The organism is Alicycliphilus denitrificans (assembly GCF_044792555.1).
Lineage (GTDB): Bacteria > Pseudomonadota > Gammaproteobacteria > Burkholderiales > Burkholderiaceae_C > Alicycliphilus > Alicycliphilus denitrificans_A.
Window position 1 is genome coordinate 169,232 of the sequence record NZ_CP126238.1, and the last position, 17,325, is coordinate 186,556.

The following is a 17,325-nucleotide window of genomic DNA, read 5'->3' on the forward strand; positions in this document are numbered from 1 at the left end:
AGCACCATCAGGGCTCTTCGATTCGCCAAGCCCCTGAAAGGAAACCGCCCATGCCATTTCGCCGCTTTGCCCGCCAGGCCCTGACCGCCGTGGCCGCCACCGCCCTGTGCGCCGGCGCCACCACCAGCGCCCTGGCCGCACCGCCCGCCCTGGTGCTGCAGCAGCCCAATGTGTCGCTGGCGCTGGCCAACGCGCTGGTCAACGCCACGCTGGCCGCCTGCCATGCCGATGGCCGCTCGGCCGTGGCGGTGGTGGTGGACCGGGGCGGCAACCTGATCGCCGTGCAGCGCGACGACAGCGTGGGCCCGCACAACACCGAGGCCGCACAGCGCAAGGCTTTCACCGCGCTCTCGACCAAGACGCCGACGCGCCTGCTGGCGGCCAACGCGCGCGCCAACCCCGATTCCCAGAACCTCAACACCGTCAGCTCGCTGCTCTTGATCGGTGGCGGCGTGCCGCTGACCGTGGGCAAGGACGTGATCGGCGCCATTGGCGTCGGCGGCTCGGGCGGTGCGGCCCAGGACGAGGGCTGCGCCCTCAAAGCCATTGCCCAGGTGCTGCCTGCGGCGGCCCACTGAATGGTGACGGCCAAAGATTTCCCACCAACTCCCTGAAAAGGAAACCTGACCATGACAACGTTCAAATCCCTGTGCGCCGGCATCGCCCTGTGCGGCGCTTCGGCCATCGCCTTTGCCGCCAGCAACCCGCTCAGCGTGCACGTGCTCAACCTGCAGGACGGCCTGCCTTCACCCGGCGTGAAAGTGTTGCTGGAAAAGCAGGACGGCAAGGCCTGGACGCAGCTGAGCAGCGGCACCACCAACGAGCAGGGCCGCATCACGGCGCTGTACCCCCAAGACAAGGCGCTGGAAAAGGGCACCTACCGCGTCACCTTCCAGACCGGCGAGTGGTTTGCTGCGCACAAGACGGCGTCGTTCTTCCCGGAAGTGCCGGTGATCTTTGCGGTCGACGGCACTGTGCCGCACTACCACATCCCGCTGCTGCTGAGCCCCTACGGCTTCTCGACCTACCGCGGCAACTGAGTGCCGTAGCCACCTGGCCAGGCGCAGCGCCGGTCAGGATGGATGCTATTTAAATGAGAGCTTCAAGCGCAATGAGGATAAGCGCTGGAGGCTCTTTTGCTTGCAATCGACACGGCGTCGCCGACGTCGAGTGGCATGGGCGCTCTTCATAATGGGTGGCAGCGCAGCTTTGCGCGACGACCTAGGAGCCCAGCCCATGACGACCCTGCCCCACGCGCCCAAGCGTTTTGCCATGATCCGCGAGTTCCACCTGGCGGACTGGTTCACGCTGGGCAATGCGGTGTGCGGCGTGGGGGCGCTGTTTTCGTCCATGACCTACCTGGAGACGGCGGACGTGCACCACGTGTACTACGCATGCGCGCTGGTGCTGGCGGCGCTGGTGTTCGACGTGCTGGACGGGCGCATCGCGCGCTGGCGCCAAAAGAGCTCGGCCATGGGGCGCGAGCTGGACTCGCTGGCCGACGTGATCTCGTTCGGCGTGGCCCCGGCCATCATCGCCTACGCCTGCGGCATGCAGGGGCTGTACGACCGCGTGGTGCTGGCCTTCTTCGTGGCCTGCGGCGTGTCGCGCCTGGCGCGCTTCAACATCACGGCCGAGGCGCTGGCCGACGACAGCGGCAAGGTCAGGTACTTCGAGGGCACGCCGATTCCCACCTCCATCGTGCTCGTGGGCCTGCTGGCGCTGGCCGCGGCCATGGGCGCGCTGCGCGAGCAGCTGTGGCTGGGCAAGGTGATGATCGGCGGCTTCACGCTGCATCCGCTGGTGCTGCTGTTTGCGCTCTCGGGCTCGCTGATGATCAGCCGCATCCGCATCCCCAAACTCTGACACGTCCTGATGCAGTGCCGCCGGGGCTGCGTTGGTACACTTTGCGGCTTTGAAGCGCTGCGGCGCGGCGCCCCAACCCCATCCCCCTCGTTTCATGGCCGTTGATACGGCGGGCCAGGCCCGCACCCACCTAGATCTCAAGAGCGCCCAGCTGTCCGTGGTGGCCATGGTGCTCAAGACCGTCGCCGTCGACGCCGTCGACGCCGACCTGGCCGCGCGCAGGGCCGACGATCCCGATTTCTTCGACAACGACCCGGTGCTGATCGACCTGTCCGCCGTGCAGGCCGAGGACCAGCCCATAGACTTCGCCGCCCTGGTGCAGGTGCTGCGCAGCCATCGCACCCAGCCCGTGGCCGTGCGTGGCGGCAGCGCCGCGCAGATGGCGGCGGCCCATGCCGCCGGCCTGATCGCCGCGCCCGACCTGCCCGTGGCGCGTACGCAGCCGCGCGAGGTGATCCGCGAGGTCGTGCGCGAGGTGCAGGTGGAAGTGCCCGTGCCGGCGCCGGCACCCGGCGCGCTGGTGGTGGACAAGCCGCTGCGCTCGGGCCAGCAGGTGTATGCGCGCGGCTCGGACCTGGTGGTGCTGGCCATGGTGAGCTTTGGCGCCGAGGTCATCGCCGACGGCAACATCCACGTCTATGCTCCGCTGCGCGGGCGTGCCATTGCCGGCGCGCGCGGCGACACCAGCGCGCGCATCTTCAGCACCTGCCTGGAGCCGCAGCTGGTCTCCGTGGCGGGTATCTACCGCACCACCGAGACCGAGCTACCCGACAACGTGCGCGGCAAGCCGGCCCAGGTACGCCTTGATGGCGAAAAGCTGCTCATCGAGCCGCTGTAAGCTTCCCGATTACCCACTTCGAAGACAGCAACCCAAGGATTTCTCAGAACATGGCCAAAATCGTCGTCGTGACCTCCGGCAAGGGGGGCGTGGGCAAGACCACCACCAGTGCCGCCTTCGCATCGGGCCTGGCGCTCGCCGGCCACAAGACCGCCGTCATCGACTTTGACGTCGGCCTGCGCAACCTGGACCTCATCATGGGCTGCGAGCGCCGCGTGGTGTATGACCTGATCAACGTCATCCAGGGCGAGGCCAACCTGAACCAGGCGCTGATCAAGGACAAGCAGTGCGACAACCTGTTCGTGCTCGCCGCCAGCCAGACGCGCGACAAGGACGCCCTCACCCAGGAAGGCGTGGAAAAGGTGCTCAAGGACCTGGACGGCATGGGCTTTGACTACATCGTCTGCGACTCGCCCGCCGGCATCGAGAGCGGCGCGCTGATGGCCATGCACTTTGCCGACGAGGCGCTGCTGGTGACCAATCCCGAGGTGTCCAGCGTGCGCGACTCCGACCGCATCCTGGGCATGCTCAGCAGCAAGACCCGCCGCGCCATCGAGGGGCAGGAGCCGATCAAGGAGCACCTGCTGATCACGCGCTACAACCCCAACCGCGTGGAAGACGGCCAGATGCTGGGCCTGGAGGACATCCAGGACATCCTGCGCATCAAGCTCATCGGCGTGATCCCCGAATCCGAGAGCGTGTTGCAGGCCTCCAACCAGGGCCTGCCGGCCATCCACCTGGCAGGCACCGACGTGTCCGAGGCCTACAAGGACGTGGTGGCGCGCTTCCGTGGCGAGGACAAGCCCCTGCGCTTCACCGAGGCCGTCAAGCCCGGCTTCTTCAAGCGCATCTTCGGCGGGAGGTAAGCGGCCATGTCCCTGCTGTCCTTTCTGCTGGGCGAGAAGAAGAAAACCGCCGCCGTCGCCAAGGAGCGTCTGCAGATCATCCTGGCGCACGAGCGCAGCGGCCGCAACGCCGGCAAGCCCGACTACCTGCCGGCGCTGCAGCGCGAACTGGTGGCCGTGATCTCGAAATACGTGAAGATCAATGCCGAGGACCTCAAGGTGCACTTCGAGCGCCAGGACGACCTGGAAGTGCTGGAGGTCAAGATCGAGTTGCCCGAGGCGACGGCCAAGTAGGCCGAAGGCGGCCTACTTGCCCATGGGGCCCGCCGCGATGGCCGACAGGCTGCCGAGCGGGTGCTCGGTATAGAACATGCCCCCGTGGTAGAGCAGGGGCGAGGCGCCGCCCAGGTGGCTGCAGCGCTCCACCTCACCCACGAAGATGGTGTGGTCACCCTCCGCATACTGGCTGCGGTTGATGCATTCGAACACCGCCGCTGCGCCCTCCAGCAGGGGCACGCCGTGCAGGCTCGGGCGCTGGGCCACGTCGGCCCAGCGGTCTATGCCCCGCGTGGCAAAGCGCTCGGCCAGGGCGCGCTGTTCCACGGTCAGCACATGGATGGCGTAATGCCTTGCCATGCGGAAGCCGCGCAGCGACGAGGCCTTGTGCGCCAGGCTCCACAGCACCAGCGGCGGCTCCAGCGAGACCGAGTTGAACGAGCTGATCGTCATGCCAATCGGCCCCCCGTCCTCGCCCCGTGCGGTCACGATGGTCACGCCCGTGGCAAACATGCCCAGCGCGTCGCGGAATTCACGTGGCGAAAAGCGGGGCGCAAGGGCGGTGGCGGGGTGCAGGGAGCGGGTCACAAGAGAAGGCAGCGGCGTATGAGGCGGGGGGGCTATTATCCGTTGGCGGGCACAAGCCTGCAGGCCGGTGCCAATCATGTCCTTGCTACCCACCTTTTCCCTCCTGGGCAGCGGCCCCACCGTGCTGCTGCTGCACGACGCCGACGGCGACCATCTGAGCCTTGCCCCCCTGCTCGAAACACTGGCCGCGGCTGGCTACCGCGCCGTGGCCTGGGACATGCCGGGCTATGGCCGCAGCGCACCGATCGAGCCCTACGGCTTCAAGGGCCTGGCCCAGCGCTGCCTGCTGCTGCTGGATGCGCTGCAGTGCGAAGAGGCCACGCTGGTCGGCCACGGCTTCGGGGCCATGCTGGCGCTGGAGCTGGCGCTGCGCGCGCCCATGCGTGTGCGCCGCCTGGTGCTGTGTGCGGGTGGTCCGCCCCTGGATGCCGCGGCCAGCGCCGCCTGGGTGGCGCCGCGCCTGGCGGCGCTGGATAGGGGCATGGACATGGCCCTGCTGGCCGAGCTTGTGGTGGCACGGGACGCGGGTACCCAGGCGCTGCCCGAGGGCCTGCAACTGGCGCGCCACGCCATGGGCCGGGTGCATGCCGCCACCTACCGCCGCGCCCTGCAGGCGCTCACCGGTTTTGCGCGCCGCGCGCCGGAGCTGGCCCGACTGCATGCGCCCGCGCTGCTCATCGGCGGCGAGCAGGACCGCTGCACCCCGCCCGAGGCATTGCTGGCCCTGGCCCAGGTGCTGCCCGATGCGCGCGCCGTGCTGCTGCCCGGCGTGGGACACTGGCCGCAGCTGGAAGATCCCGAGGGTTTCGAGGGCGCGCTACTGGAATTCCTGGCACGGCCGCCGCGGCTGCACTGACCCGCTCTGTCGGCCCGACCCTGTGGCCGGATGGGCTGTTGTGCCGCAGGGTTTTTTGGGTTATCCCAGTCTGGCTAACATGCATTGCATGAACACCCTGTTGCCGCCCCGCCCCTCATTCAAGGCGCAGATGCACCAGGCACGCGCGGATGCCATCGTCGAGGCCGCCAGCCGCCTGCTGGGCGAAAAAGGCTTCGAGACCATGACCGTGGACGAGGTGGCCGCCGCCGTGGGCATCGCCAAGGCCAGTCTGTACAAGCATTTCACAGGCAAGGACGATTTGTGCGCTGCCGCCATGGTGCACGTGGTGGAGCGCCTGCAGCGCTTTCTGGACGGCCTGCCCTGCGAACTGAGTGCCTTGCAGCGCCTGCAGGCGCTGCTGCGCTGGTCACTGGAGTTGCAGCTGGGCGACGAGACGCAGTTTTTGCCGCATCGCAACTCGGCACTCGCCCAGGCGCTGCGCGCCTGCGATGCCTACCAGGCATCGATGCAGGAGGTGAACACGCGCATCCTGGGCTGGATCGCCGAGGCCCAGGCCGCCGGCCAATTGCGGCGCGAGCAGCCGCCGGATGTGATCCTGTGCGCGCTGTTGGCACGCTCGGCCGATCCCATGCTGGCCATGCTGCGCGAGCGTGGCTACGGCCATGGCCAGATCATCGACTGGGCCATGGACGCCTGCCTTGGCGGGCTGGCGCCAGGCCCGGTGGCTGAACTTGCCTGATCAGCGCACCAGCAGCACCGGCACGGTGCAGTTGGCGAGCACCTGGGTGCTGACCGAGCCCATCACCAGCTTGCCCAGCGAGCCATGGCCGTGCGTGCCCATGACGATGAGGTCGTACTTGCCGGACTCGGCCAGCTTGGCGATGGTTTCGCCGACCGGCCCCACCTTGGTCACGGTCTTGAGCTGCACACCGTGGCGGCCCAGGAACTTCACCACGGGTGCCAACACCTTCTCGCCTTCCTCGGCGTAGTAGCTGTCCACCGTCTCCTTGCCCAGGGCGGCGCGGGCACGCGGCGGCAGCGCGGGCTGTACCGTGATGGCCGTGTAGTTATGCGAGGTGCCCAGCATCTCGTCATGCGCGGCCAGGTAGGCCAGCATTTTCTTGGTATAGGGGCTGCCGTCGACAGCGAGCAGGATGTTCATACAAAGTTCTCCGTAAATGGGGTGACAGGCTAATCTGCGCCTGCAGCGCTGATTTGAGTCATGGGTCTCATGCCCTGCGCCGGGCTACGCATCATACGGTGAGCACGCAGTGGGGCTGGAACGCCTGCTGCTCGCCCTTGCGCGCATAACCCAGTGGATTGGCCACCACGCGGCAACTCCAGGGCTGGTCGTCCGCATGCTGGCCGCACACCTGGTAGTCGCTGGGGGCGTGCAGGTGGCCGTGCAGCCACAGCCGGGCATAGGGCAGCAGGTCGTCCAAGGCATTGCAAAAACCTGCGGTTCCGGGGCTCAAGCCATAGCGTGGGTCGGCGCTGCGCAGGCTGGGGGCAAAGTGAGTGATCGCCACCGTGGGTCCGGCAAAGGGCTGGGCCAGAGCCTGGCGTAACCAGGCCTGGCAGGCCAGGCCCTGCTCGCGCAGTTGCGCGGCCAGAAAAGGCTCTCCTTGGCGTGTGCCGCCGGTCTTGGACAGGTAGAAGTTCGCGGCGCGAAAGGCCTTCTCGCGCCGTTTCAGGCGCTGCTGAGGGTCGGTGATGCCGTGGTGCTCGGCCAACGCGTCGAAGTCACTCCACAGCGTCGTGCCCACCAGGCGCAGGCCCTGCAGCACCAGGCTCTCACGCTCCAGCCAGATCAACCCCAGGCGGTCACAGGTGCGGCGCAGGCGCACATGCGCGGCGTCAAAGTCCTGCCCGTCGTACTCGTGGTTGCCCGGCACAAAAATCACCGGTGTGGGCCAGCCGGCGTATTGCGGCAGGGGCGAGAAGCGCGCCAGGCCAAAGTCCTCGTCCGGCAGCAGCGAGCCCGGCTGGTACGAGCCGATATCGCCGGCCAGCACCAGGATGTCGGCATCCGCGGCGGGTTCGGGGCTGAAATGGGGATGGGCCTCCAGGTGCAGGTCGGACAGCAGTTGCAGCTTCATGGCTGGTGGTGCGGCTTTCAGGTCGTTTGCGTGTTGCGGGCGGCGCGTGCAATGGTGTCGCGCAGCCAGCGGTGGGCCGGGTCGTGACTGCGCCGGCTGTGCCATAGTGCGTCGACATGCACCGCGGGCAGCTGCATGGGCAGTGGGCGCCAGACCAGGGTGTCGTCCACATTGGCCAGGTTCACGAAATGCAGCGGCAGCACCGTGAGCAGGTCGCTAGTGGCGACCACGCGGCCGGCGGTGAAGAACTGGTTCACGGTGAGCACGATGCGCCGCTTGCGCCCCAGGGCCGTGAGCGCCCCATCGATGAAGCCATAGGGCTTGCCCGAAAAGCTCACCAGCAGATGGCGCGCCGCGCAGTATTGGTCCAGCGTGAGCGGCGCATCGGCCAGCGGATGGCCCGCGCGCATCACGCAGACATATTCGCCGGCATACAGGCGCGAGCTTTCATGGGTCACCACGGTGTCGGCCTGGGCGCGGGCCGTCAGGTCGGCCAGCGCGGCCGGAAAGTAGCCTACGGCCAGGTCCACGGTTTCGTCGTCCAGCAGGCGGCGCGGGTCGCGCGTGGTCAAGGGCACCAGGCGCAGCGAGATGCCCGGCGCCTCCTGCTCCACGAGCTGGATCAGCGGCGGGATCAGCGTGGCACCCGTGGAGTCGGCCATGGCCATCACGAAGGTCGTTCGGGCCGATGCCGCATCGAAGTCACCGGGCGCCAGCGACTCCTGCAGTTGCCCCAGGGCATGGCGCACGGTGGGCCACAGGGCCAGGGCGCGCGGCGTGGGTTCCACACCATGGCCGGCGCGCACAAGCAGCTCGTCCCCCATGGAGTCGCGCAGGCGGCGCAGCGCATTGCTCACCGCCGGCTGGGTGATGGCCAGCTTTTCGGCCGCGCGGGTGAGGTTGCGCTCGGCCATCACTTCATCAAAGACGCGCAGCAGGTTCAGGTCCAGCGTGCGAAAGTTCAGCGGCATATCAAATCATCACATACATGAATGTCGGAGATTCAAACTATCAATTAGACATGATCTAGGGTTAACCCTAGTATTACTCCTGTTGCCGGGCAGTTTCGCCATACAACGGCAACAAGGCTTTCCATCATGACGAAATTTGCAGCTATCGACCTCCCCCGTGAACATTGCGGCATTGCCCGCATCGAAGGTGCGGTAAACCATCTGCGCGACAGCGCCAGCCGTTTTGATGCCGTGCGCACTGGCGCATCCCTGCTGTTGGCGGCCCTGGTGGCGGCGCTGTTGGTCGTCACCAACGAGGTGCTGGACAGCTGGGGCGAAGGCCATTTGCTGGCTGGCTGGGTGCTGATGTGGCTTATCGCCTTTGTGGGTATGGCGCTGCTCGCCACACCGGCCCGCCGTGCCATGGTGCTGCTGCGTGGTTCCGTGCAGGCCTGGTCCGAGGCGCGCCGTCGCCAGGCCGAGGATGAAAAGACCTGGAATGCAGCACTGCACGACGCGCGCCTCATGGCCGACCTGAGCCGCGCCATGAATGGCATCGCCGTAGAGGACATGCGTCGCTACCGTTGATACGGCCGGCCCGCGGTGGCCGCGCCTGCAGCACCAGGGCACCTTCGGGTGCCCTTTTTGTTGTGCAAACAACTGCTCAAATCGGCCCAAAGAAAACCCTGCCGCACGGATGTGGGGCGGGGCTTGGCGGCAGGCGGCGCAGCCTGCCCTATGGCCGCATCAGGCCGCCAGGCGCTTTTCCAGCAAGGCCTTGGTGGCCAGCAGCTCCTGGGGCAGGCCCTGGGCCAGCTGCTCGAAGTGGGCCGTGTGCAGCTTCAGTTCCTCGGCCCAGGCGGCCTGGTCGATGCTGGTCACGTTCACAAACTGCTCGGCGCTGAATTCAAGGCCGGTCCAGTTGATCTCGGCATATTGCGGGGCGATGCCGAAGGCGGTTTCCTGGCCCTGGGCGCCGCCTTCGATGCGGTCGATCATCCACTTGAGCACGCGCATGTTCTCGCCATAGCCGGGCCAGACGAATTTGCCCTCGGCGTTCTTGCGGAACCAGTTGGTGGTGAAGATCTTGGGCAGCGCGGCGCCCTGGCCCGCGATCCTGGCGCCTAGGTCGAGCCAGTGCTGGAAGTAGTGGCTCATGTTGTAGCCCATGAAGGGCAGCATGGCGAAGGGGTCGCGGCGCACCACGCCCTGTGCGCCAAAGGCTGCGGCCGTGGTCTCGCTGCCCATGGTGGCGGCCATGTAGACGCCCTCGGTCCAGTTGCGCGCCTCGGTCACCAGGGGCACGGTGGTCGAGCGGCGGCCACCGAAGATGAAGGCGTCGATCTTCACGCCCGCCGGGTCGTCCCAGGCCTCGTCCAGGGCCGGGTTGTTGGTCGCGGCCACGGTGAAGCGCGCATTGGCGTGCGCCGCCTTGCGTCCGGCCTTGCCGTCCTCGGGCGTCCAGTCCTTGCCCTGCCAGTCGATCAGGTGGGCGGGCACCACGCCGGTGTCCTTCTCCATGCCTTCCCACCATACGTCGCCATCATCGGTGAGCGCGACGTTGGTGAAGATCACGTTCTCGTTCAGGCTGAGCATGCAGTTGGGGTTGGTCTGCATGTTGGTGCCGGGGGCCACGCCGAAGTAGCCGGCCTCGGGGTTGATGGCGCGCAGGCTGCCGTCGGCCTGGGGCTTGATCCAGGCGATGTCGTCGCCGATGGTCGTGACCTTCCAGCCGTCAAAGGCCTTGGGCGGCACCAGCATCGAGAAGTTGGTCTTGCCGCAGGCGCTGGGGAAGGCGGCGGCGACGTGGTACTTTTTGCCCTGGGGGCTGGTCACGCCGAGGATCAGCATGTGCTCGGCGAGCCAGCCCTGGTCGCGCCCCATGGTGGAGGCGATGCGCAGCGCCAGGCATTTCTTGCCCAGCAGCGCGTTGCCGCCGTAGCCCGAACCGTAGGACCAGATCTCGCGCGTCTCGGGGTAGTGCACGATGTACTTGGTTTGGGGGTTGCAGGGCCAGCTGGTGGCATCCTTCTGGCCGGCGGCCAGGGGCGCGCCCACGGTGTGCATGCAGGGCACGAACTCGCCGTCGGTGCCGATCACGTCGTACACCGCGCGGCCCATGCGCGTCATGATCTTCATGTTCACGGCCACATAGGCGCTGTCCGACAGTTCCACGCCCACATGGGCGATGGGGCTGCCCAGCGGGCCCATGGAGAACGGCACCACGTACATGGTGCGCCCGGCCATGCAGCCGTCGAACAGGGGCTGCAGCGTGGCGCGCATCTCGGCGGGCGCTATCCAGTTGTTGGTCGGGCCGGCGTCTTCCTTTTTCTCGGAGCAGATGTAGGTGCGGTCCTCCACGCGCGCCACGTCCGACGGGTCGGACCAGGCCAGGTAGCTGCCGGGGCGCTTGGCGGGGTTGAGCTTCTTGAAGGTGCCGGCGTCCACCAGCTGCTGGCACAGCTGGTCGTATTCCTCTTGCGAGCCGTCGCACCAGTGGATCCTGGCGGGCTTGCACAGGGCGGCCATTTCGGCCACCCAGGCGATCAGCTTGGCGTTCTTGACGTAGGCGGGGGCCTGAATGTTCAGGCCCTGCAGGGTGGGAGCGTTCATGGGGGCTTCCTAAGTTGAAAAACAGTTTTTTCAAAGGAAGCGCACCGGGGTCACGTCGCACGGGGCCGCGCGGCAAGGGCGCTGCCTTTGAAAAAACGGCTTGGGTTGGAGGTCTGCTGGCGGATGGATCTTGGGCTACGGCAAGGGCATGCATGCCGCGGTGCGACCGAAGGTGACGATTTTATGAAGACGCCCCGGATTTGTCTGTCAGGCATGCGGCAAATCTATGCAAAAGGAGCATCATGTTATGCGCATTCGTCGCGGTCCTCGATTTGGCGGGCAGAAACGGCAAGGCCCCGCAGGGCGGGGCCTTGGCTGTCAGGAGGGGGGCATCAGGCCATGGTCACGGCGATGAAGGCCAGCAGGAAGATCATGATGGCGCCCACGGCGGGAAGCACCACGGGGATCACGTTCACCACGGACTCGACGGGGTCGGTCGCGCTGGCCGCTTCAAGGTCTGCCGCATTGGGTGCGATGGGGTGCTGGGTCATGAGGCGCGTCTCCTGTTCTGGCTGGGGGTGTCCCGGTCCAGTCTAGCGGCATTGCCGGGCGCCGCGCCCCGGCCTTACCCGCATCAGCGCAGCTCGGCCTCCATATGGGCCGCGCGCAGCTGGTCCAGCACCTGCTGGATATGCGCCTTGCCGCGTGTCTGCAGCACCAGCTCGATCTCCACGTTCTGCGCGGCCAGCATGGTGAAGGCGCGCTGGTGGTGCACCTCCTCGATGTTGGCGCCGGCCTCGGCCACGGTGGCGGTGATGCGCGCCAGCACGCCGGGGATGTCGCGCGCGCTGACCATGATGCGCGCCAGGCGCCCGGAGCGCACCATGCCGCGCTCGATGATGGCCGCCAGCAGCAGCGGGTCGATGTTGCCGCCCGAGAGCACCAGCCCCACCTTCTTGCCGCGAAAGCGCTCGGGGTAGCGCAGCAGCGCGGCCAGGCCGGCGGCGCCCGCGCCCTCGACCAGGGTTTTCTCGATCTCCAGCAGCATCAGCACGGCCTGCTCGATGTCGCCCTCCTGCACCAGCAGCAGCTCGTTTACCAGGCGGGCAATGATGTCGCGCGTGATCTCGCCGGGCTGGCCCACGGCGATGCCCTCGGCTATTGTTGACTGCCCCTGCGGGTGCTGCGTGCCCTGGATGGCGTTGACCATGGATGGAAAGCGCGCCGCCTGCACGCCGACGATGTCCAGGCCCGGCTTGAGGGCCCGCGCCGCGGTGGCAATGCCCGCCAGCAGGCCGCCGCCGCCGACGGCGATGACGAGCGCGTCCAGATCCGGCTGCTCGGCCAGCATCTCCAGCGCGATCGTGCCCTGGCCGGCGGCAATCGCTTCATCGTCATAGGGGTGGACGAAGGTCAGCTGCTGCTCCTGCGCCAGTTGGTAGGCGTGGGCGCGCGCCTCCTCCAGCGTGTCGCCGTGCAGCACCACCTCGGCGCCGAAGCCGCGCGTGCGCTCCACCTTCACGCCGGGGGTGAAGCGTGGCATGACGATCACGGCGCGCAGGCCCAGGCGCTGCGCGTGGTAGGCCACGCCCTGGGCATGGTTGCCCGCGCTCATGGCCACGACGCCGTGGGCGCGCTCCTCGGGCGTGAGCTGGCTCAGCTTGTTGCAGGCGCCGCGCTCCTTGAACGAGGCGGTGAACTGCAGGTTCTCGAACTTGAGGAACACCTGCGCGCCGACGATCTGCGAGAGCGTGCGCGATTCCACGCAGGGGGTATCCAGCACCTGGCCGCGCAGGCGGGTGGCGGCGTCCTGTATGTCTTGAAGGGTGAGCATGATGGTCACTATGAATAAATGAGCTTTTGACGCTTTATACGCTTGTGTTAAAGCCCGTTTTGCCTATGAGTCTGCTGGTCAGGCGGCGGGAAAGGCGCGCGCCAGGATGGCCGCCACGTTCATGCCGCGCAGGTCGATGGCGCCGGCCACGCGGCCCGCGCCGGCATCGTCCAGGCGCGTGGCGATGAAGGCGTCGGCCATGGCGGCCGGGGCGTGCCGGCGCAGCAGGCAGGCCTGGGCCAGCAGCACCAGGCGCTGGGCCAGCAGCCGGCCCAGGGCCTCCAGCTCGGTGGGCGGCAGGGCCAGCAGCGCCTGCAGCTCGCGCAGCGCTGCGGCCAGGCGCGGCTCGCCCGCGGCCGTCTCCCGCAGCTCGGCCAGCAGGGCCTGGGCGGCCTCGGGCTCGCGGGCCAGGGCGCGCAGCAGGTCCAGGCACATGACGTTGCCCGAGCCCTCCCAGATGGAATTCACCGGTGCCTCGCGCAGCAGCCGCGCCATCACGCCGTCCTCCACATAGCCATTGCCGCCGAAGACCTCCATGGCCTCGCCCGTCAGCTCCACGGCGCGCTTGCAGACCCAGAATTTGGCGGCCGGCGTCATCGCGCGCTTCCATGCGCGTTCGGCGGCGTTCTCCGTCTCACGCTCGAAGGCCTGGGCCAGGCGCATCAAGAGCAGCAGGGCGGCCTCGCTCTCCAGCGCCAGGTCGGCCAGCACGGCGCGCATCAGCGGCTGCTCGGAAAGCTGCTTGCCGAAGGCCTGGCGCCGGCGCGCATAGGCGATGGCCTGCACCGTGGCCTGGCGCAGTATGGCGGCGCTGCCGGCCACGCAGTTGAGGCGCGTGTAGCCGGCCATCTCGATGATGGTGGCGATGCCGCGGCCCTCCTCGCCCATCAGGATGGCCCAGGCGTCCTCGAACTCCACCTCGCTGCTGGCGTTGCTGCGGTTGCCGACCTTGTCCTTCAGGCGCTGCACGCGCACCGCGTTGCGGCGGCCGTCCGGGCGCCAGCGCGGCAGGTAGAAGCAGGCCAAACCCGCCGAGGATGGCCCACCGGCGCCGACGCGGGCCGTCACCAGGTGCGCGTCGCACTGCGGCGCCGAGAAGAACCACTTGTGCCCGCGCAGCAGGTATTCGCTGCCGCGCCCGCCGGCCTTCACCGGCATGGCCAGCGTGGTGTTGGCGCGCAGGTCCGATCCGCCCTGCTTTTCCGTCATGCCCATGCCCAGCCAGATGCTGGCCTTGTGCGCCACGGGCAGGTCGCGCGCGTCGTAGGCGTCGCTGTAGAGCCTGTCCTTGAGCTGGGCCCAGAGCGCGTCCTCCTTCTGCAGCAGTGGTATCGCGGCCTGGGTCATGGTCGCCGGGCACAGCGTGCCCTGTTCTACCTGGCCGTGCAGATAAAAACCGGCCGCCCAGGCAGTCCAGCGGCCCGTGTGAAGCTCTCGAAACGGTAGCGAAACCAGGCCCTGCGCGCGGTACAGCGCCATCAGCTCGTGCCAGGCGGGGTGGAATTCCAGCGCGTCGATGCGCTGCCCGCGGCTGTCAAAGCGCTGCAGCTCGGGCGGGTGGCGGTTGGCCTGCTGCGCCAGCGCATAGGTGTCAAAGCTGCCCAGGCGCTGCGCGTAGCGCTCCAGCGCGGGGCGGGCCCAGGCCGCGCCCGCGCGCTGCAGCGCCTCGCACAGGGCGGGGTCGGTGGCCAGCGGGTCGTAGTCGGCCAGCTCGGGGAACTGATTGAAGACTTGGTGGGTGGTCCAGTCCATGGTGCGCCTGCCTCGCGTGCGTTGCGTCCGGCGGCTAAGTCTATTCCGACTGCCGATTACTGCCAGCCCCAGCGTCGCCGGTAGATGCCCTTCATGGCCTGGGTCAGCACCATGTAGCCCAGCACGATCAGCGGCAGCAGCGCGAAGTACAGCGGCGGCAGCGCCTGCAGCTTGAAGTAATGCGCCAGCGGCCCCATGGGCAGGAAGAGGCCCGTGGCCATGATGAGGCCGGTCATCACCAGCAGCGGCGTGGCCGCGCGGCTCTGGATGAAGGGCAGCTTGGGGCTGCGGATCATGTGCACGATCAGGGTCTGCGTGAGCAGGCCGACGACGAACCAGCCCGACTGGAACAGCGTCTGCTGCGCGGGCGTCTGTGCGCCGAAGGCGAACCACATCATGGCGAAGGTGGTGATGTCGAACACCGAGCTGATGGGCCCGAAGAACACCATGAAGCGCCCTATGTCGCCCGGCTGCCAGCGCAGCGGCTGGCGCAGCAGCTCCTCGTCCACGTTGTCGAACGGGATCGCGATCTGCGAGATGTCGTACAGCAGGTTCTGCACCAGCAGGTGGATCGGCAGCATCGGCAGGAACGGCAGGAAGGCCGAGGCCACCAGCACCGACAGGACGTTGCCGAAATTCGAGCTGGCCGTCATCTTGATGTACTTGAGCATGTTGGCGAAGGTGCGCCGGCCCTCCAGCACGCCCTGCTCCAGCACCATCAGGCTCTTCTCCAGCAGGATGATGTCGGCGGCCTCCTTGGCGATGTCCACCGCGCTGTCCACCGAGATGCCGATGTCGGCCGCGCGCAGCGCCGGCGCATCGTTGATGCCGTCGCCCAGGAAGCCCACCACATGGCCGCCCGCCTTGAGCCGGCGCACGACGCGCTCCTTGTGCATGGGCGTGAGCTTGGCAAACAGGTTGTGCTGCTGCACTGCCAGGTCCAGCTCCTGGTCGCTCATGCGCTCGATGTCGCCGCCCAGCAGCACGCCCTGCTGCGCCAGACCCACTTCGCGGCAGATCTTGGCGGCCACCAGCGCGTTGTCGCCGGTCAGCACCTTCACGGCCACGCGGTGCTCGGCCAGGGCCTTGAGCGCCGCGGCCGTGGAATCCTTCGGGGGATCGAGAAAGGCCACGTAGCCGATCAGGGTCAGGGCGCTTTCGTCGGCCAGGCCGTAGACCTCCTGCGTCGGCGGCCCTTCCCGGGCGGCCACGGCCACCACGCGCAGCCCCTCCTCGTTCAGTTCGGCCGTCACGGCGCGAATGCGCTCCAGCAGCTCGGGCGTCAGGGGCTCGGCTGCCGCGCCATGGCGCACCTGGGTGCACACGGCCAGCACCTCCTCCACCGCGCCCTTGGTGATGAGCAGGTGGTGCGCATCGCGCTCGGCCACCACCACCGACATGCGCCGGCGGTTGAAGTCGAACGGGATTTCATCGACCTTGCGGAAGTTCTTCGCGGGTTCGAGCTCGCGGTGCACCTCGGCGTGCTCCAGCACGGCCACGTCCAGCAGGTTCTTCAGGCCCGTCTGGTAGTAGCTGTTGAGGTAGGCCAGCTCCAGCACCTCGTCGGACTCCGCGCCCCAGACATCGACATGGCGCGCCAGGAAGATCCTGTCCTGCGTCAGCGTGCCGGTCTTGTCGGTACAGAGGACATCCATGGCGCCGAAGTTCTGGATCGCGTCCAGCCTCTTGACGATGACCTTCTTGCGCGACAGGAACACCGCGCCCTTGGCCAGTGTCGAGGTCACGATCATGGGCAGCATCTCGGGCGTCAGGCCCACGGCGACGGCCAGGGCGAACAGCAGCGCCTCCAGCCAGTCGCCCTTGGAAAAACCGTTGATGAAGAGCACCAGTGGCGCCATCACGAACATGAAGCGGATCAGCAGCCAGCTGACCTTGTTCACGCCCGCCTGGAAGGAGGTGGGGGCGCGGTCGGTGGCGATGACGCGGCTGGCCAGCGCGCCGAAGTAGGTGGCGTTGCCGGTCGACAGCACCACGGCCGTGGCCGAGCCCGAGACCACGTTGGTGCCCATGAACACGATGTTGTCCAGCTCCAGCGGGTTGCCGGCGCCGGTGTCGCGTTGGACGGCCGCCTTTTCCACCGGCATGGACTCGCCGGTCATGGCCGCCTGGGCCACGAACAGGTCCTTGGCCGCGAGCACGCGGCAGTCGGCAGGAATCATGTCGCCGGCCGACAGCAGGATCAGGTCGCCGGGCACCAGCAGCCTGATGGCCAGCTCCACGTGCCGTGCGCCCGTGCCATCGGGCAGGCTGCCGCGCAGCACCGTCGCGGTGTTGCTGACCATGGCCTTGAGCGCGTCGGCGGCCCTGTTGGACTTGCCCTCCTGCCAAAAGCGCAGCAGCGTGGACAGCGCCACCATGCTGCCAATCACCAGGGCGCCCTTCATGTCATGGGTCAGGTAGGAGATGGCGGCCAGCAGCGTCAGCAGCAGGCTGAAAGGGGTGCGGTAGCAGTGCCACAGGTGCATCCACCAGGGCAGGGGCTTTTCATGCTCCACCTCGTTGGGGCCCACGCGCAGGCGAATGGCGTCGGCCTGTGCCTCGGCCAGGCCGGCGGTGGTGCTGCCGAGCCGCTGCAGCAGGGCCTCGGTGTCGGCCTTTGCCGCCGCAGCCAGGAGCCTGGACTGCGCGGCGGGCAGCTCCCGACTGACGCCGGTGCGGGTCAGGGTCTCCAGCAGGGCCAGGCGCCTGAAGTGGCGCACCATGCGGCGCGTGCGCACGAAACCGGCGAAGACCTCACGCAGAATCTTGTAGTGCATGGGAGCGCTCCTGAAACTCCTCTGCCGGATGCATGTGTCAGTGCGGCGGCGCTTGTCCTCGTAAGCCGGCTTGCATGGTGCTGAATCGGAGTCTGGTGCGCAAGCGCAC

Annotated in this window: 18 protein-coding genes; 9 read left to right on the top strand and 9 right to left on the bottom strand. The window is 67.8% G+C overall.

Annotated features, from left to right (window positions below; all coding sequences use genetic code 11):
* Nucleotides 1–50: 50 nt before the first annotated feature.
* The 6 genes from P7644_RS00760 to minE all read left to right on the top strand — a co-directional run bounded on the left by P7644_RS00760 (nucleotide 51) and on the right by minE (nucleotide 3,843).
* Nucleotides 51–578, top strand: a complete 528-nt coding sequence (locus P7644_RS00760) for a heme-binding protein (RefSeq protein WP_404301107.1) — start codon at nucleotides 51–53, stop codon at nucleotides 576–578.
* A gap of 51 nt (nucleotides 579–629) precedes the next feature.
* Nucleotides 630–1,040 (top strand): hydroxyisourate hydrolase, encoded by a 411-nt coding sequence (gene uraH / locus P7644_RS00765; RefSeq protein ID WP_404301108.1) that lies wholly within the window; start codon nucleotides 630–632, stop codon nucleotides 1,038–1,040.
* A 196-nt stretch (nucleotides 1,041–1,236) separates the two neighbouring features.
* The gene (pssA, locus tag P7644_RS00770) at nucleotides 1,237–1,866 is read left to right on the top strand and encodes a CDP-diacylglycerol--serine O-phosphatidyltransferase (RefSeq protein ID WP_404301109.1); all 630 of its coding nucleotides are present in this window, start codon (nucleotides 1,237–1,239) and stop codon (nucleotides 1,864–1,866) included.
* Between the two features lie 94 nt (nucleotides 1,867–1,960).
* Nucleotides 1,961–2,704: a septum site-determining protein MinC gene (minC, locus tag P7644_RS00775; RefSeq protein ID WP_404301110.1), complete on the top strand. Its 744-nt coding sequence runs from the start codon at nucleotides 1,961–1,963 to the stop codon at nucleotides 2,702–2,704.
* 50 nt (nucleotides 2,705–2,754) lie between these two features.
* Complete coding sequence (gene minD / locus P7644_RS00780; RefSeq protein ID WP_404301111.1) at nucleotides 2,755–3,570, top strand: septum site-determining protein MinD; 816 nt, start codon at nucleotides 2,755–2,757, stop codon at nucleotides 3,568–3,570.
* A gap of 6 nt (nucleotides 3,571–3,576) precedes the next feature.
* Entirely contained in the window at nucleotides 3,577–3,843 is a 267-nt protein-coding gene (gene minE, locus P7644_RS00785) for a cell division topological specificity factor MinE (protein WP_404301112.1), read from the top strand.
* A gap of 12 nt (nucleotides 3,844–3,855) precedes the next feature.
* On the opposite strand, the gene P7644_RS00790 is transcribed toward minE, so the two are convergent.
* Entirely contained in the window at nucleotides 3,856–4,338 is a 483-nt protein-coding gene (locus P7644_RS00790; RefSeq protein WP_404303264.1) for a flavin reductase family protein, read from the bottom strand.
* Nucleotides 4,339–4,489: 151 nt separating this feature from the next.
* On the opposite strand from P7644_RS00790, the gene P7644_RS00795 reads away from it, so the two are divergent.
* Both P7644_RS00795 and P7644_RS00800 read left to right on the top strand, forming a co-directional pair.
* On the top strand, nucleotides 4,490–5,269 hold the full coding sequence (locus P7644_RS00795; RefSeq protein WP_404301113.1) for an alpha/beta fold hydrolase: 780 nt from the start codon (nucleotides 4,490–4,492) through the stop codon (nucleotides 5,267–5,269).
* Nucleotides 5,270–5,357: 88 nt separating this feature from the next.
* Nucleotides 5,358–5,990 (top strand): TetR/AcrR family transcriptional regulator, encoded by a 633-nt coding sequence (locus P7644_RS00800; RefSeq protein ID WP_404301114.1) that lies wholly within the window; start codon nucleotides 5,358–5,360, stop codon nucleotides 5,988–5,990.
* On the opposite strand, the gene P7644_RS00805 is transcribed toward P7644_RS00800, so the two are convergent.
* The 3 genes from P7644_RS00805 to P7644_RS00815 all read right to left on the bottom strand — a co-directional run bounded on the left by P7644_RS00805 (nucleotide 5,991) and on the right by P7644_RS00815 (nucleotide 8,321).
* Entirely contained in the window at nucleotides 5,991–6,413 is a 423-nt protein-coding gene (locus P7644_RS00805; protein ID WP_404301115.1) for a universal stress protein, read from the bottom strand.
* A gap of 91 nt (nucleotides 6,414–6,504) precedes the next feature.
* A complete protein-coding gene (locus P7644_RS00810; RefSeq protein WP_404301116.1) occupies nucleotides 6,505–7,350 on the bottom strand; it encodes a metallophosphoesterase in 846 nt (281 codons plus the stop codon).
* A gap of 17 nt (nucleotides 7,351–7,367) precedes the next feature.
* Nucleotides 7,368–8,321, bottom strand: a complete 954-nt coding sequence (locus tag P7644_RS00815) for a LysR family transcriptional regulator (protein ID WP_404301117.1) — start codon at nucleotides 8,319–8,321, stop codon at nucleotides 7,368–7,370.
* 126 nt (nucleotides 8,322–8,447) lie between these two features.
* Here P7644_RS00815 and P7644_RS00820 point away from each other — a divergent pair, with 126 nt between their 5' ends.
* Complete coding sequence (locus P7644_RS00820) at nucleotides 8,448–8,888, top strand: hypothetical protein (protein WP_404301118.1); 441 nt, start codon at nucleotides 8,448–8,450, stop codon at nucleotides 8,886–8,888.
* 159 nt (nucleotides 8,889–9,047) lie between these two features.
* On the opposite strand, the gene P7644_RS00825 is transcribed toward P7644_RS00820, so the two are convergent.
* The 5 genes from P7644_RS00825 to mgtA form a co-directional block, all read right to left on the bottom strand.
* Nucleotides 9,048–10,913 carry a phosphoenolpyruvate carboxykinase (GTP) gene (locus P7644_RS00825; protein WP_404301119.1) on the bottom strand — a complete coding sequence of 622 codons (1,866 nt, stop codon included), beginning with the start codon at nucleotides 10,911–10,913 and terminating at the stop codon, nucleotides 9,048–9,050.
* A 332-nt stretch (nucleotides 10,914–11,245) separates the two neighbouring features.
* Nucleotides 11,246–11,404 (bottom strand): hypothetical protein, encoded by a 159-nt coding sequence (locus P7644_RS00830; RefSeq protein ID WP_404301120.1) that lies wholly within the window; start codon nucleotides 11,402–11,404, stop codon nucleotides 11,246–11,248.
* Between the two features lie 83 nt (nucleotides 11,405–11,487).
* Nucleotides 11,488–12,687 (bottom strand): threonine ammonia-lyase, encoded by a 1,200-nt coding sequence (locus P7644_RS00835; RefSeq protein ID WP_404301121.1) that lies wholly within the window; start codon nucleotides 12,685–12,687, stop codon nucleotides 11,488–11,490.
* Nucleotides 12,688–12,765: 78 nt separating this feature from the next.
* On the bottom strand, nucleotides 12,766–14,439 hold the full coding sequence (locus P7644_RS00840; RefSeq protein ID WP_404301122.1) for an isovaleryl-CoA dehydrogenase: 1,674 nt from the start codon (nucleotides 14,437–14,439) through the stop codon (nucleotides 12,766–12,768).
* 56 nt (nucleotides 14,440–14,495) lie between these two features.
* Nucleotides 14,496–17,216, bottom strand: a complete 2,721-nt coding sequence (mgtA, locus tag P7644_RS00845; RefSeq protein ID WP_404301123.1) for a magnesium-translocating P-type ATPase — start codon at nucleotides 17,214–17,216, stop codon at nucleotides 14,496–14,498.
* Between the last annotated feature and the right edge of the window lie 109 nt (nucleotides 17,217–17,325).

Coding starts and splice junctions, on each gene's coding strand:
- P7644_RS00760 (WP_404301107.1), top strand. CDS start 51: ATGCCATTTCGCCGCTTTGCCCGCCAGGCCCTGACCGCCGTGGCCGCC.
- uraH (WP_404301108.1), top strand. CDS start 630: ATGACAACGTTCAAATCCCTGTGCGCCGGCATCGCCCTGTGCGGCGCT.
- pssA (WP_404301109.1), top strand. CDS start 1,237: ATGACGACCCTGCCCCACGCGCCCAAGCGTTTTGCCATGATCCGCGAG.
- minC (WP_404301110.1), top strand. CDS start 1,961: ATGGCCGTTGATACGGCGGGCCAGGCCCGCACCCACCTAGATCTCAAG.
- minD (WP_404301111.1), top strand. CDS start 2,755: ATGGCCAAAATCGTCGTCGTGACCTCCGGCAAGGGGGGCGTGGGCAAG.
- minE (WP_404301112.1), top strand. CDS start 3,577: ATGTCCCTGCTGTCCTTTCTGCTGGGCGAGAAGAAGAAAACCGCCGCC.
- P7644_RS00790 (WP_404303264.1), bottom strand. CDS start 4,338: ATGTTTGCCACGGGCGTGACCATCGTGACCGCACGGGGCGAGGACGGG.
- P7644_RS00795 (WP_404301113.1), top strand. CDS start 4,490: ATGTCCTTGCTACCCACCTTTTCCCTCCTGGGCAGCGGCCCCACCGTG.
- P7644_RS00800 (WP_404301114.1), top strand. CDS start 5,358: ATGAACACCCTGTTGCCGCCCCGCCCCTCATTCAAGGCGCAGATGCAC.
- P7644_RS00805 (WP_404301115.1), bottom strand. CDS start 6,413: ATGAACATCCTGCTCGCTGTCGACGGCAGCCCCTATACCAAGAAAATG.
- P7644_RS00810 (WP_404301116.1), bottom strand. CDS start 7,350: ATGAAGCTGCAACTGCTGTCCGACCTGCACCTGGAGGCCCATCCCCAT.
- P7644_RS00815 (WP_404301117.1), bottom strand. CDS start 8,321: ATGCCGCTGAACTTTCGCACGCTGGACCTGAACCTGCTGCGCGTCTTT.
- P7644_RS00820 (WP_404301118.1), top strand. CDS start 8,448: ATGACGAAATTTGCAGCTATCGACCTCCCCCGTGAACATTGCGGCATT.
- P7644_RS00825 (WP_404301119.1), bottom strand. CDS start 10,913: ATGAACGCTCCCACCCTGCAGGGCCTGAACATTCAGGCCCCCGCCTAC.
- P7644_RS00830 (WP_404301120.1), bottom strand. CDS start 11,404: ATGACCCAGCACCCCATCGCACCCAATGCGGCAGACCTTGAAGCGGCC.
- P7644_RS00835 (WP_404301121.1), bottom strand. CDS start 12,687: ATGCTCACCCTTCAAGACATACAGGACGCCGCCACCCGCCTGCGCGGC.
- P7644_RS00840 (WP_404301122.1), bottom strand. CDS start 14,439: ATGGACTGGACCACCCACCAAGTCTTCAATCAGTTCCCCGAGCTGGCC.
- mgtA (WP_404301123.1), bottom strand. CDS start 17,216: ATGCACTACAAGATTCTGCGTGAGGTCTTCGCCGGTTTCGTGCGCACG.